The 13,920-nt window shown below is 41.7% G+C and carries 10 protein-coding genes and 1 pseudogene; 5 read left to right on the forward strand and 6 right to left on the reverse strand.

The window, feature by feature from the left end:
- Window positions 1-5: 5 nt before the first annotated feature.
- The 3 genes from FSB76_RS22150 to FSB76_RS22160 all read right to left on the reverse strand — a co-directional run bounded on the left by FSB76_RS22150 (window position 6) and on the right by FSB76_RS22160 (window position 5,695).
- Window positions 6-3,584 carry a SusC/RagA family TonB-linked outer membrane protein gene (locus FSB76_RS22150; RefSeq protein ID WP_147057230.1) on the reverse strand — a complete coding sequence of 1,193 codons (3,579 nt, stop codon included), beginning with the start codon at window positions 3,582-3,584 and terminating at the stop codon, window positions 6-8.
- Between the two features lie 214 nt (window positions 3,585-3,798).
- Window positions 3,799-4,980, reverse strand: coding sequence for a FecR family protein (locus tag FSB76_RS22155; RefSeq protein WP_147057232.1), 1,182 nt, complete (start codon window positions 4,978-4,980; stop codon window positions 3,799-3,801).
- Window positions 4,981-5,092: 112 nt separating this feature from the next.
- Window positions 5,093-5,695, reverse strand: a complete 603-nt coding sequence (locus FSB76_RS22160) for an RNA polymerase sigma-70 factor (protein WP_147057234.1) — start codon at window positions 5,693-5,695, stop codon at window positions 5,093-5,095.
- A gap of 463 nt (window positions 5,696-6,158) precedes the next feature.
- Here FSB76_RS22160 and FSB76_RS22165 point away from each other — a divergent pair, with 463 nt between their 5' ends.
- The 5 genes and pseudogenes from FSB76_RS22165 to FSB76_RS22185 form a co-directional block, all read left to right on the forward strand.
- On the forward strand, window positions 6,159-6,764 hold the full coding sequence (locus tag FSB76_RS22165; RefSeq protein WP_147057236.1) for a ParA family protein: 606 nt from the start codon (window positions 6,159-6,161) through the stop codon (window positions 6,762-6,764).
- Between the two features lie 170 nt (window positions 6,765-6,934).
- Window positions 6,935-7,195 carry a hypothetical protein gene (locus FSB76_RS22170; RefSeq protein ID WP_147057238.1) on the forward strand — a complete coding sequence of 87 codons (261 nt, stop codon included), beginning with the start codon at window positions 6,935-6,937 and terminating at the stop codon, window positions 7,193-7,195.
- Between the two features lie 215 nt (window positions 7,196-7,410).
- Window positions 7,411-7,821 (forward strand): plasmid mobilization protein, encoded by a 411-nt coding sequence (locus tag FSB76_RS22175; protein ID WP_147057240.1) that lies wholly within the window; start codon window positions 7,411-7,413, stop codon window positions 7,819-7,821.
- Window positions 7,788-9,035: a relaxase/mobilization nuclease domain-containing protein gene (locus tag FSB76_RS22180; protein ID WP_147057243.1), complete on the forward strand. Its 1,248-nt coding sequence runs from the start codon at window positions 7,788-7,790 to the stop codon at window positions 9,033-9,035. The genes FSB76_RS22175 and FSB76_RS22180 overlap by 34 nt, the downstream gene beginning before the upstream one ends.
- 11 nt (window positions 9,036-9,046) lie before the next feature.
- Window positions 9,047-10,579, forward strand: a pseudogene (locus tag FSB76_RS22185) (YWFCY domain-containing protein); the annotation flags it as partial.
- On the opposite strand, the gene FSB76_RS22190 reads toward FSB76_RS22185, so the two are convergent.
- The 3 genes from FSB76_RS22190 to FSB76_RS22200 form a co-directional block, all read right to left on the reverse strand.
- On the reverse strand, window positions 10,519-11,733 hold the full coding sequence (locus FSB76_RS22190) for a lantibiotic dehydratase (RefSeq protein ID WP_147057248.1): 1,215 nt from the start codon (window positions 11,731-11,733) through the stop codon (window positions 10,519-10,521). The pseudogene FSB76_RS22185 and the gene FSB76_RS22190 sit on opposite strands and share 61 nt — an antisense overlap.
- A 177-nt stretch (window positions 11,734-11,910) precedes the next feature.
- A complete protein-coding gene (locus FSB76_RS22195; RefSeq protein ID WP_147057250.1) occupies window positions 11,911-12,882 on the reverse strand; it encodes a hypothetical protein in 972 nt (323 codons plus the stop codon).
- Window positions 12,883-12,961: 79 nt separating this feature from the next.
- Window positions 12,962-13,783: a helix-turn-helix domain-containing protein gene (locus FSB76_RS22200; RefSeq protein WP_225976272.1), complete on the reverse strand. Its 822-nt coding sequence runs from the start codon at window positions 13,781-13,783 to the stop codon at window positions 12,962-12,964.
- Window positions 13,784-13,920 lie beyond the last annotated feature (137 nt).

Consider the following 13,920-nt stretch of genomic DNA (forward strand, 5'->3'; position numbering starts at 1 on the left):
ATGATTTATAGTTCTACTTTAATACCAAAAGTGTATTGTGCACTTGGTTTGATGGTGCCAATTGGGTACTCTGGGTCTTCACCTGTTTTATTGGCTAAAACGGTGTACAGATTATTACCTTGCAAGATAAGTTGCGCCCCGTGCACACTTAATTTTGACAGCAGTTGTTTAGGCAAATTATAGCTCAAGTTTAGTTCCTGCAGCCTGGCCAAATTTGCGTTTAAGTAATTATAACTTAGGTAAGGGTAATAGCCTATCCAATTACCATAGCTGTAGGTGTTGGGGTCTGCCGGCAGTGTCAGTATTTTTGACGGATCACCATTAAGTACACTGGACAGTTTGCTATTGGGCAAATTGACTGAACCAGACTGCGGGTAATTGAAATATTGGCTTTTAAATACTCCGCCAAATTTCGCGACCAGAATAAATGACACGTTAAAATCATATATCTTGAAAGAGTTGGTCATCCCTAATATATAAGGTGGGTTAAGCGTGCCTACATTTTTAAGAAAGCCCAGTCCATCCATTGATGGGAAATTGGATAGCTGAAGTTTTGTACCATTTGGGCCAACTACCGTAGGATTGCCGGTATTGTCAAGGCCTGCGTATTCAAAAGCAAATACAGCATTGGGGTCGTACCCCTCTCTGTATGAACCCTGCCCAGTAGAGACAAGCGCATATGCCGGGCTGCTCGGATTAAACAGTTTGGTAATACGGGTCTTATTGTAAGAAGCATTAAGACTGCTATTCCAAACAATATCCTTGCCTCTTAAAGGAATAACAGCACCCAAAGTAACCTCAATACCTTTGTTGGTCATACCAGCATTATTGAAACGCTGTACCGATACGCCATTTACCGATGGTATCGCAATTTGGGCGAGTAGATCTTTACCCTTTTTATTATACAAATCAATTTTACCATACAGTTTATTGCTTAGTAAAGCATAATCAAGACCAAGGTTAAACGTGCCTGTCTTTTCCCAGGTAAGCGTAGGGTTACCATTGTCAGCAATTGTAGCAGTGTAATCTTTTGTATAGTTATCGGCCCTGGTATTATAGCTCAGAAGCGTATAAGGACTTGTAAAATTGTCTACGTTACCGGTGTATCCATAAGTTGCTCGCAGATTTAAACGGCTCAACCAGTTTACATTCTTTAGAAAAGATTCCTTTGTAATATCATATCCCAATCCCATAGAGTAGAAAGGGGAATAGCGGTATTTAGGCTCTTTGGCAATAAGATTTGATGCATCGGTACGGTAACTTCCGGAAAGAGTGTATTTGCTTAAATAAGTATAGGAAGCATTGGCAAACATGGAATAAAAACGGCGGGTAGAATACCCAAAGCTGTTTGTATAGCTAAAGTAATTACCATAACCATACCAACCTGTCGTACCAGTAGGACCATTTGGAAAATTACCCACGTTCAGTGTATTTTCATTATATCCATAGGTGGTAGGATTAGCATAACTCTGGGTTACTGCGTTGTTAACTTCAACACCTGCGACTACATTGATTTCGTGCTTATCCGCAAACATGCGTGTGAAATTAGCCTGGTTACGGATATTATAGGTTTCAATAGTAGTTCGGCTTTGGTCTAATATACCTCCCAGCGGTAAGTTGGGCGTTACGTTTCCTGTTAGCGTTTGATCCCAGGAAGATGTGGTATTTACCAGATTACGCACATAAAAGGTTTGGTCATTTCGGTAACTTTTATCAACGAGGCTTAAATTTTCGTACTGTGCTTTTGATTCAAACGTTAGACCGGGCAAAATTTTAAAAGTGAGGCCTGCCTGTACACGTGCCGTTAAATTATTTTCTGTGATGCTTTGATTTGCGATCTCCTGTATAGGATTATAGGAAAATGAATAGGGGAATTTTGAAAGCGGTACTGTACGGTCAAGTATCGGCTGATAATACTGATGGATGTCTGTTAAACTACCATCCGGATTCTTCAGCATTTCATAAGGAGAAAGGGATTTCAGATAATACAAGCCAATCCCATTGTTATTGTTTTTTTGGTAATTTAAGGTGGTTGATGCATACACATCCAGCCATTTAAATACATTGGCGGTGGTTCGGTAGTTAACAGAATATTTCCTGTTATCGCTTCCCTTAAAGTTTGTGTGGTTTTGTTCGGCAAGAATGGAAACGATATTATTCATCCGGTTTGTCCCACCTGATAGTGTAAGGTCGTATTGTGTTGTGCTGGGATTAGACAACAGGTAATCGGAGATCTGACCGCGGTTATCCAGCGTTTTAAGCTGTGCAAGTTTGGCACTTAATTGGTCGTTACTTAAAAAACCAAGCCTGTTTTCGTTTAAAGCCACGGTAGCTTCCGAAGTCCTGTAATTCTCATAAAAAGAGCCTGAATTTGGATAGGCACCCCATTTATTAAAAGATAGGCGCTCGTAATCTACTGTTTCGGCAGATGATGCCAGGCCAGTAGCATAACCAACGTTAAATTTGGGTGAGAACCTCGTAAACGCAGAAAATTCTACTTTAAGCGCTGTATTACGGCCTCCTTTTTTGGTAGTAACCACGATAACCCCATTTGCGGCGCGGGCGCCCCAGATAGAAGCTGCAGCCGCGTCTTTTAAAACGGTAACGCTTTCTATATCATTAGGATTTATCGAGTTGAAATAATTCAAGCTGGTGTTTCTGATGGCAAACCCATCTACTACAAGCAGCGGTTCATTATTGCCATTGTTAGCATAAAGCGTTGTTTGTCCGCGTATTTGAATATTTGGTGTGCCGTCTACATCATATTTTACCTGCATACCTGCAACCGTACCGACTAAACGTTCGGCCAGACTTTGATTGGGCTTTTCGATCTGGCTTTTCTTTAACAGATCAAACGATCCAGTCGCCCTTTCTGCGGAAATCTGCTGGTAGCCATTGTTCACCACAGTGACCATACTGAGTCGTGTTTCTTCTGTCGACATGATTATACGCTGCCTTGCATCTTTGTTTTTTATGATAACATAAGTCTGTTGTGTCCGGTAGCCGATATAGGTAACAGTAAGTTTATATTCACCTGACGGCAAGTTGCTGAACTTAAATTCACCAAATTCATCTGTCTGGCTCATGTAATTGTTAGGCGCATTTATAGACAGTTCACTGGCTTCCAACGTAACAGTTGCACCCACCAACGGCGCACCTGTCGTATCAACTACGCTTCCGGAAATGTTGGCCTTGTCAAAAAAAGCCTCTGTCTTATTGATCATCGACCTCTCCTTTATTACCACCATCTTATCCTCGATAGAATACTCCAACGACTGCCCTTCAAGGCATTTTTGCAGAACAGATTCTAAAGCCTCATCTTTAACAGAAATATTAATCGGTTGCTTTTTGCTGATTAGCTCACGGTTATATATGAAGTCATAACCAATTTGGGTGTGGATTTCTCTGAAGATCTTTTCAAGTGAGACTTTCTTTTGATTCAGCGTCACATGCTGAGCAAATCCCGCTGCACTTACATGCATTAATGTAGCGATGAGTATAACGGTAGTTAAACGCATAATCAGCCATATTTTATGGATATAGCCGTGAGGTATACCCGGTTTCCTGGTATAAAATTTATACATTTGTTAAGTTTGGTTTAGCAGTAAGCCTTATGTTTCGAAGCTCAGGCCACTGCGGTTCTTGTTGATATTTTATTAACTGATGCCATACGATTGCCAGGAGTGTTCGCGCACTTCTGGCTTGTTCGTTTAAAACCTTAGCTTTGTTGTCGTAAATGTCTTTCCATTTTTTCTTGTTAAAAGGTTAATCACTCTGTTATTAGGATATGCGTATGTGCTATTTGCTAACATAAACCTTCTGACCCTCCACTTTAAAACGAACTTCACCTGTTTTTGCCATCATTTTCAGAACTGTCGAGATATTTCTCGATCTTGATGAGAAACCACCCAGCTGTAAATTAACAGGTGCCGAAGGTTCATAAATCACTTCAATATTATACCAGCGGGCAATCTTGCGCATAATCGTGCGGAAGTCATCATTGCCGAACATGAACTCATTATTCTTCCAGGCTACCACTTCCTCGGTATCGGCATTGCGGATTTCAATACCGGTAGCTGTTAACACCGATTGGTCGCCGGGTTTCAATATCTTATGTTCGTTATGCAATCCCTTTACCTGAACGCTCCCTTCAAGCAAAGTGGTTTTTGTTGTAGGTTCATCAGCATAGGAATTAATATTGAAATGTGTGCCCAAAACCTGCACCTCCTGTTGAGCTGTTTTGACGATGAAAGGATGTGTTTTGTCTTTCGCCACCTGAAAATAAGCTTCGCCGGTTAAAGTTACCCTGCGTTGTGAAGCCGAGGCAAACGATGCCGGATATTTCAGTGATGATGCGGCATTTAACCAAACATCTGTACCATCCGGCAACCGTACCTGATAAGTTTCCCCCCTTGCGGTGGTTAAAATATTGATCATATTGCTATTTTCAGTATTATCCTGTACCTCATAAACGATCTGCCCATTGGCCGTCTTACTAATCTTTACCCCTGCTTCTTTGGCGAGCACTCCTTTGATCGCGTCGGATAAGAAGATCTTGCGCCCGTTTGCTAATGTCAGCATGGCTGTATTTTTTCCGGGAGCCACATCATTTTGAGCGATCTTATTATTTACAATTGGTTTATTAACTTGCTGGTAAAAATAAAACCCAACACCAAGGGTGGCTGCAATTGATGCGGCAACACTAATTCTTTTTAACCAATTGTTTTTATGAGGTAGTTCTTCCTTTTCCCAAATAGCACTTTCCGTCTTTACTTTATTAAAAACCTTATCCCAGCGTTCATTGTCATAGTCATCCTGTAACTCTGTAGCTTGTAAATTTTCAAGCAGGGCGTTTTTCATTTCATCATCATGTTCTCCCTCTGCAACCATTTTAAATAACTGCTTTACTTCCTCCGGTGAAGCAGTACCACCAGTGTATTTTTCGAATAATATTTTAATAAGCGTAGAATTGTTACTCATAACTTTATAGGTTATTTTCCTGTACGTTTTCCGTTTATACAGATGAGACGATCACCGGACAATAGTGGACTATCCGAAAAAAAAGATTTTTGAAAAAAATTGAATTGTGTTTTTATTTGCTTGTCAAAAGCACAAAAACTGCAACCGAAAATACACTGGCGCGTTTTTCTGTAAACATGCGAATAGATTTTAATGCTGTGACTAATTGATTCTTTACCGTATTGCGGGAAATATTCAGTCGTTCGGCGATCTGCTCATGGGTCAGCCCCTCGTTCCTGCTGAGGTGATAGATTAGTTTGCGTTGTTCAGGTAAGGCAGAAACTGCCATTTCTATAATGGCTGCGCTTTCCCTGAAAATAACCCGTTCTTCAGTATCGTTGGTTAATTCTGTTGAACGATAGGCAATCTTGTCCATCAGCTTCGCATTGTTAGCTATCTTTTTTAGATAGTCTAAGGTTTTGTTGGTAGCGATATTGAACAGATAAGATGTAGGGTGTTTGACCTCTTCCAGCAAGTGCCTGTTCATCCAAAGCTGGACAAAAATATCCTGAATGATTTCTTCAGCCAATTCCGGTGAGCGAACCATTTTGTCGACAAATGGGGAAAGCCGTTTGTTATAATGGTGATAAATCGTTTCAAACGCAGATTCGTTGCCCTTTGCCAATTCTGCAAAGAGCGCCGTCTCATTTATCAGTTTGTAAATGGTGTTCGCCATTGATAACTTTTGCCTTATTTTCTATTACTATCCTGAATTTAATCGTAATAGCCTTCAATATTACTTAATTATTTGATAATTGTTAAATTAAGGCAAGTAAAAGTATTGACGCCGGCTAAAAAGCTGAAATATTCGCTTTGAATCAGTCAACATCATAGTTGTATTATATAATATGTGAGCTACGCTAATGTTTTGTTGCTTAAATTAAAGGGATATGCTTTTTTTTAGCTATTTTCTATTGCCATAGTTTAGAAACCGCGTGTTTTATTTTTATTTATCAGGATTGGTAAAACAGGGATAAAATATCCTTCCGTTCAGGGGCGAGTTATGGAATAAAAATTTCCTTATCCGCCTCGGATCATCTCGGAGTTTTCTGACGTTCGGAGCCCTCACCTTTGTTATGTAATTCTCCAAATACAGAATTACATCAATATGTTTTTACAGCAATTTAGAATTATGTAACATGGGAAAGATTATCACGATTGCTCACCAAAAGGGTGGAGTAGGAAAAAGTACGATGGCCATAAACCTGGCTTTATGTTTTCAGGATCAGTTAAAGGTTGCTTTGGTCGATTCAGATTTACAAGGCAGTATATATCATGTTAAGGACGATTTTCCGGGATTGGAAATTCTGTCGGCCGAGCAGGTCAGCGTTGTACCTGAGCTGAATTATGATCTCGTTATTATCGACACTCCCCCTTATTTATCCAATAAGCTGGCTGATCTTTTTTCAATTTCGGATTTTGTGCTTGTTCCAACTAAAGCGGGCTTCTTTGATGTCATGGCGATTCGTGCTACGGTGGCATTGATCAAATTTGCGCAGGCTAAAAACACAGCGTTGAAAGCCGGAATCGTTTTAAATATGATCAAGCCGCGCTCCGGCGTAACGAAGGACGTAACAGCGTTGTTAAAAAGCCTTGGTACTCCATTACTGAGCACTATGGTACATGACCGGGTCAGCATTACCAGATCTTCAATAACGGGAGGTGTGTTGCATGGCACTGATGCTAAAGCCAAAGAAGAGATCATTTTACTGGCCGAGGAAATAATCAACCTGATCAGTACATAAGTCTACAATTATGTAAATATAGCTTTGTGCATTTATGCAATTATAGATATATGCATCTGTATGGATTTGCATTTATGTAATTATAGAATGATGCATTTACAGGATATACAATTATGTAATTACAGCATAGGTTCATGCTTTATGCAATTACATACCACCGGATTGGAAGCATGGAAAATTATAAAAACAAGTTGGGCAGCCTCGCTGATAAATTAAGAAATGAACCGGCTAAAACCCCTATTCAGGAAGTTCATCCGGTAAAGGAACTGCCGGTTGATAAAGAAGAAGCGCAACTCAACACCTGGATACCTAAGCGTCTCCTGAAACGGATGAGAACGTACGGAGTTGATCAGGACCTGTCTTTAAAGGATATTAATATACTCGCCCTGACATATTTTCTTGATGCAAAATCGCCGGAGAATGAAGGTTAAAGGTGTTCTTCTAATGGAAGCATTTGTCCAATTCCAGATAGCGAAATGATGGTTTTAACATAATCGACAGACATGGAGAGGGCTTTTAAACCGCTGTCTTTTTGCGGTTAGCAAGATGTACGTTTGTGTCACAAACGGATCTTGCCCTTCCTTCCGAAGTCAGTCCGGGGATAGTATCAAACACTCCGGAGTCGGTTTGATAACGATTGATTGATATGGAGGAAAAATCAGAAAACAGGTGCCGCTGGCTGAACATACGGTTAAAGCCTGGTGAATATAAAGTACTGGAGGCACGCTTCAGTAACACGACTTTTCAAACGATGAGCGAATACCATAGAGCGCTTTTGATGGGTAAACCGGTAACCGTTTTGAATCGCGACCAGTCTATGGATGAAGTACTGCAGGAACTGATCCTGCTCCGGAAAGCGTTAAATCCAATTGGTAATAATTTGAATCAGGCGGTCCGGAACATCAATGCTGCGCATGGGTTTCCGGATATCCGTCTCTGGATAACATTACTCGAAATTATCAACGGAAAGCTGGAGCCGGCCATCTGCGAGATCAGGGACAGAATGACAAATTATGCGAATTTATGGTTGCAAAAATTAAAAGCGGAAAAAGCCTGATCGGTGCGCTGAACTATAATGAGCACAAGATCGAACAGGGAAAAGCGACATTGCTGGAGGCCAGTGGCTATCTCAAAGATCACCGGGATCTTTCATTCTATGATAAGTTGTACAGACTGAAGGATCAGGCGGGGAAAAACCAGCGTGTAAAAACCAATACGGTACACATTTCGCTGAACTTTGACCCCGCTGAAAATCCTGACAAAGAAAAATTAGTAGCTATCGCGGACGCCTATATGAAAGGGATCGGCTTTGCAGATCAGCCCTACCTGATTTACCAGCATACTGATGCAGGGCATGCGCACATCCATATCGTGTCCACCAATATCGAATCTAATGGAGACCGGATCAGTTTGCACAATCTCGGAAGAAATCAATCGGAAAGGGCAAGGCAGGAAATAGAAGAACGCTTCGGTTTAGTAAAAGCGAGTTCAAAAAGCAAAGATTTGAAACCGGAAAAGATCATGCTCAATTCCGTTCAATATGGAAAGACGGAAACTAAACGGGCAATTACCAATATCGTTAACGAGGTGGTCCGAAATTACAAGTTCACCAGCTTACCAGAACTCAATGCTGTTCTTAATCAATTTAATATAACGGCAGATAGAGGCACCAAAGCTTCTGTAATAAACGGGAAGAAGGGGTTGAATTATTACGTATTGGGCAGTGATGGTGAGAAAACCGGTGTGCCGATCAAGGCAAGTACCATCTATAGTAAACCTACACTAAGGCGATTGGAAAATAGCTTTGTACTGAATGAGGCATTGCGACGACCATTCAAAGATCGGTTTCGTGAAAAGATTGATCGTGCTTGCGCTGTCAGCGGTTCCAGTTCTGCATTTCAAAAACAGCTTGTGAAGGCCGGAATGCATGCGGTGATCCGTCAAAATGAAGAAGGAAGAATTTACGGGATCACTTTCGTGGATCATCAGCTTAAGGCGGTTTTTAACGGAAGTGACCTCGGTAAAAATTACAGTGCGGCAAGCGTTTTAAACCGGCTGAATATCAGCTCTGGCAGCGAAGGGCCTGAAAATATGGTACCAGCGATATCGTTAAGCGCCGACAATATTCAAACTACCGACAATGGTTCTGGGCTTTCAACCGTAACGTCACTGCTCGAGATCTTATTTCATACGGAACAACAAGAAGCTGGTGGGCCTGACCAGCTGATGCAAAAGAAGAAAAGAAAAAAACGAAAGAGGCTAAACCTATAAAATATGACGTCATGCAAACAGGAGAAAATGAACAGGCTTTGCGAAAGATCATTGATTTCACAAGGCTGTTAAGTATTGCTATATTAACCATCCACTTTTATCTGTGCTGCTATCCTGCATTCATGCAATGGCATTTAACCTGGCCTGTGGTTAATAAAGTATTGTTGCCTATTTCCAGGATGGGTGTTTTTAAAACATTGCTCATGGCAAAAGTCAGTGCGATCGTGCTGCTGTTCGTTTCACTGATCGGCAGTAAAGGCAAAAAAGATGAGCGGATTCGAAGGCAGACCATTATGGGTTATGGGCTGATTGGCCTCCTGCTTTATTTTGCCAGCAACTGGTTATTTGATTTTTCGGGCCCGGCGATGATCATAGCAGTCATGTATATGGGCTTGTCATCATTAGGTTACGGTTTCCTGCTCATCGGTGGCTCTTTATTGTCGAGGTTGCTCAATGTAAACTTAGCCGGTGATATCTTTAATAAGGAAAACGAAACGTTCCCGCAGGAAGAAAGGCTGCTGGAAAGCGAATACTCTATTAACCTCCCTGCGCAGTATAATCTGAAAGGGAAGACGAGAAGCAGCTGGGTCAACCTGATCCAACCGTTCGCCTCGACGCTGGTAATTTCGCGGCCAGGTGGTGGGAAATCATATTTCGTAATCCGCCACATCATTACACAGCATATTAAGAAAGGGTTCGGCATGCTGATTTATGATTTTAAATTCGATGACCTTTCTGTGATTGCCTATAATGCCCTTCTGAAATATGCGGGCAACTACAAAACCAAACCAACTATCTGGTTTATCGACTTTGATAGTATCAAGCACCGTTGCAATCCGCTTGATCCCGGCTGCATGGACGACATTACCGATGCTATGGAATCTTCCAGGACATTTATGCTCGGCCTCAACCGTGAATGGATCAAAAAACAGGGCGATTTCTTTGTAGAATCGCCTATCAATTTTGTAACAGCCCTGATCTGGTTCCTGCGAAAATACGAAGGCGGGAGATATTGCACTTTACCGCATGTCATTGAGCTGGCCCAGGTGGACTATAAATACCTATTTGCGCTTTTGAAAACAGAGCCGGAAATAGAGGTACTGATCAATCCCTTTATTTCTGCCTGGCAGAACGAAGCCTACGACCAGTTGGAGGGGCAGGTTGCCAGCGCCAAGATCAGTATGGCGCGCCTGGTTTCACCATCGTTATATTATGTATTGTCCGGTAATGATTTTACATTAGATCTGAATAACCCGGATGCACCGAAGATTATTTGTATGGGTAACAATCCCTTGAAGCAGCAGGTCTACGGCGCGGTGTTGAGTCTTTACATCTCCCGGACGATCAAACTCGTCAACCAAAAAAATAAGCTGAAATGCAACCTGATCTTTGATGAGTTCCCTACCATTTACTTCAATAATATGGACAGTCTTATTGCTACAGCACGGTCAAACAAGGTAGCCACCACCCTGGCAGTGCAGGATTACAGCCAGCTGAAAAAGGATTCATGGGCCGGGGACCAGGAGATCATTTGTTCGTCAGTGGATCTGGGATGGATGTGAAGCGTCTCCAGTAAAGGGTTGCCTTTTTCAGATTCCTGTTGATACCCTATACCCAGTTCAGGGTCAAGCGCGGTCATCAGGGGGATTTCCCTGCCCTCGAAATGATATTTAAATTCTTTGATGAAACGTTCCATTTCCGGAATTCTTTCGACCGGGCATAACGCGTCAAGCGCAAAAAGGCCGTCGGCAATCCCGGCCTGCAAATCCATAGTCAGTTTCCCTCTTTTAACAGGCCGGGTCAAAATAACATTTAAGTGCTGTTGTTTTGTTAAACCGGCATTCCGGGGGAGTAATGCCCTCAGACCTCGATTCATTTCTTTAAAAGGTACTTCGCTGATCTCCGGTAAGTTGTCTGGAATTTTGAGCGCGCCGGTCAATGCGGAAGTGCCGGAAGGGGCGGGGCCGGAAGTTTTCAGTGCCGCTATCAGGTTTTTCAGGTGATCCTTTCCCGCAATATTCGCCCTTTGGACCTGGAGCAGCAATTGGGAATCTTTCAGGAATTCAACATAATCCCGCGCCTCTTCAATTGAACAACCGGCGCCATTGATGATTATGGCAATAATTTCCTGTATCGTTTTTCCCGTTTGGCAAAAGAAGAGGATATCCTTCAGTAACCGGCTGAAGTCTGTGGACTGTAGCAGGTACTCCCGGTTAATGTAATCCTGATCAACCACTGTTCTGATAAAACGATATTCATCCATAGCCCGGTAAATGGTCGGGTTGGCCACAAGAAAATTCCGCTGTTCCGGTAATGTGGCTAACAATGCCGTGCCAAGCCGGGCTGCATAAGCCTGATCGGGTTTTATCGCTATATTAAACTGTTTTGTCGGATCGAATTCGAGTTTTGTTTCGTTGCCCCATTTGATCAGCGATACGCTGCAAAACAGGCCGAAAGGTGTGGGACGGAAACAAAGACGATTGAAATATTTAAGAATCGTGAATTTTTCTTTTTCGTTTAGATCATTTCCGTTAAACCCGCTTTGGCTTAGACTATAGTAAAGCACCGGGCTTGCAATGTACAGGGCGGCCCGAAAAAACGGGTCTGCCAGCATCGCTGTAACGGCATTGCTATGGTACGCTTTTGACGTTTTGACTGGCATCCTTAAAATGAGCGTATTTGAAAAGTAATAATTCATGAGAAAGAATAGATCATTTACAGTTTAAGGCATCCGCTACATTCACGTGTTACTTTTCAGGCTTCCCGGTATGTTTATATCAAGTGATCATAATAGCAGGGCCGGTATAAAGCTGGCAATTAGATCCGTCTTACCATAACGGATGAATATTCTTTAATAACCACCCAAGCCCTTTGATCAGTTTATATATTTCTTGTTGAACCAACAATGTTTTTGGGACATGCCGTCTTTTCCTATCAGATCAGAATGATAATAATCAACCAGTTTCTTTTTTTTTCTAAGCTTAAATTCATCACTTTTTTCAATAAATTCAGTTTGGACAATGGTATCTGGCCTGATCACTATACTTTGTTGCTTCTGTGGTGCTAATGGCTCAGGCAGCAGTGTATCGGCTGATACGGATATGGAAAAGTCCTTTGCTTTTGGTATGGAATCCTGTTTTGCTAACCCGGCTACTGAGCCTAAAGTGTCAATAACAAGATTAGATTTATGCTTAAGGCCATTCGGTAAGATATTTGCTGAAGATTGCTTTTTTTGAGGTGGATTAACCCCTGGTTCCTGATCTTTACCAGTATCAATTCTACTTCCGCCGCCGCATACAGTCACCGCCGGGGGATACCGCTGAGCTGATTTTAAGACCTCTTTCCAGTACCTTTCATTTCGCTTCATGGAGATAGCTTCTTCCACATGCCCTAAGAGGCCAAGAAATAACGTTCCCAGGCCTACACCAATCCAGAAATCTTTCTTTAATGTAAAAAGCAGTGCTATCCCGGTTAACGTTATTGCACTCCAAAACAACCGGATGCCAAACCAGGACCGATGTGTTTTTTCAACCTTACTTACCTCTTCTTTAAAAAAGGCCTGGGAGTTTTGTTGGTATAAACTAAGCTTTTGCGGCCGGGCTTTCTCCGTCATGTGCCCGTCAATCCCACCGCCAAGTCCGAAGATCAGGCCGCCGAAAAAAAGAGGAAGGGCCAGACCTTTAAGTAAGGATAATGGGCTGGCATATTTTAGAAGTAGCGAGGCTGCAATCAATAACAATATACCTATTGCCGCCCCGATATATCCGTGCTTTGCCTCACTGTGATAATACCAGGCGATTATTTTAAGAAATTCCATAAAGACCATTAAATTTATATCAATACTCAATTGTGTTGATATAAAGATCGTGATGATTATAAAAATAGATTTTGGTTAGCGGCTCAAATAGATTTTGGTCAGCAGCTCATCATAGGCTCGAGGCATTATAGCCGAACATTTGCTTAAATGAAGCGGAAAAATGAGAAAGATTTTCAAAGCCAACCTCCAGGTAAACCTCTGATGGTTTTTTTTTATTGGTGGTAAGCAGGAAATGTGCCTGCTCCAGCCGTTTCTGCAACAGCCATTTTTGTGGTGTAGTATTAAAAGTCTTTTGAAAATCTCTTTTGAAAGTCGCCAGGCTACGGCCGGTAAGGTAACCGAAGCGTTCCAGATTGACATTATAAGTGAAATTCTTTTCCATGAAATCTCCAAGGTCGATCTTGCCTGGTTCTGCAAAATCAGATAAAATGCTGTCAGTACCTTTTTTATTAATTGTCCGGAGGATGGTCATCGCCTCCATTAGCTTCATGGAAATTAATTCCTGTGGAAGCGGATTTGAGTATTTATAATAAGGCAATACGGAATTGAACAAACTTTCGAACAGCGGATCGGTACAGAAAGGTATCATTTTCAAGTAACTTTCATGCTCCTCTTTTAAAAAAGCCTGCGCAGGGGCGTTTGTTGTATAGTATTTTTGGAGAAAGGGCTGCATGAAAAAAATAGTTACACAACTAAAAGGCGTTTCGCCTAAGGGATCCTTAGTGAACCTTGCTAATTCATTTCTTTTAAACAACACACTTTCTCCGGCGCCGTATGTGTATTTTTTGCCAAACTTGTTGATGCCAAACTCGCCGGAAATGACATAGGTCAGGGCGTGTTCAGGGACCAGGTATTCACTGGCCATGTAGCTTTTTTCATTACACGAATAAAGTATTTCCTGTATGGTCCGGTAGTTAGTGATCTGATCCATGCTCATCGTTATAAATATAAAAAATCTGATAATTTAGTGCCGGCTGCTTTTTAAATTATAAGCTTCATAACGTGGATTTATCAGTGGAATTTTCTGGTAGCAAAGCTTTTACAATGGTTGATGTAATTTGCTGCGAA

It is taken from the genome of Mucilaginibacter ginsenosidivorax, from assembly GCF_007971525.1.
GTDB classification, from domain to species: Bacteria; Bacteroidota; Bacteroidia; order Sphingobacteriales; family Sphingobacteriaceae; genus Mucilaginibacter; species Mucilaginibacter ginsenosidivorax.

Coding starts and splice junctions, on each gene's coding strand:
- FSB76_RS22165 (WP_147057236.1), top strand. CDS start 6,159: ATGGGAAAGATTATCACGATTGCTCACCAAAAGGGTGGAGTAGGAAAA.
- FSB76_RS22200 (WP_225976272.1), bottom strand. CDS start 13,783: ATGGATCAGATCACTAACTACCGGACCATACAGGAAATACTTTATTCG.
- FSB76_RS22190 (WP_147057248.1), bottom strand. CDS start 11,733: ATGAATTATTACTTTTCAAATACGCTCATTTTAAGGATGCCAGTCAAA.
- FSB76_RS22150 (WP_147057230.1), bottom strand. CDS start 3,584: ATGTATAAATTTTATACCAGGAAACCGGGTATACCTCACGGCTATATC.
- FSB76_RS22160 (WP_147057234.1), bottom strand. CDS start 5,695: ATGGCGAACACCATTTACAAACTGATAAATGAGACGGCGCTCTTTGCA.
- FSB76_RS22170 (WP_147057238.1), top strand. CDS start 6,935: ATGGAAAATTATAAAAACAAGTTGGGCAGCCTCGCTGATAAATTAAGA.
- FSB76_RS22155 (WP_147057232.1), bottom strand. CDS start 4,980: ATGAGTAACAATTCTACGCTTATTAAAATATTATTCGAAAAATACACT.
- FSB76_RS22175 (WP_147057240.1), top strand. CDS start 7,411: ATGGAGGAAAAATCAGAAAACAGGTGCCGCTGGCTGAACATACGGTTA.
- FSB76_RS22180 (WP_147057243.1), top strand. CDS start 7,788: ATGGTTGCAAAAATTAAAAGCGGAAAAAGCCTGATCGGTGCGCTGAAC.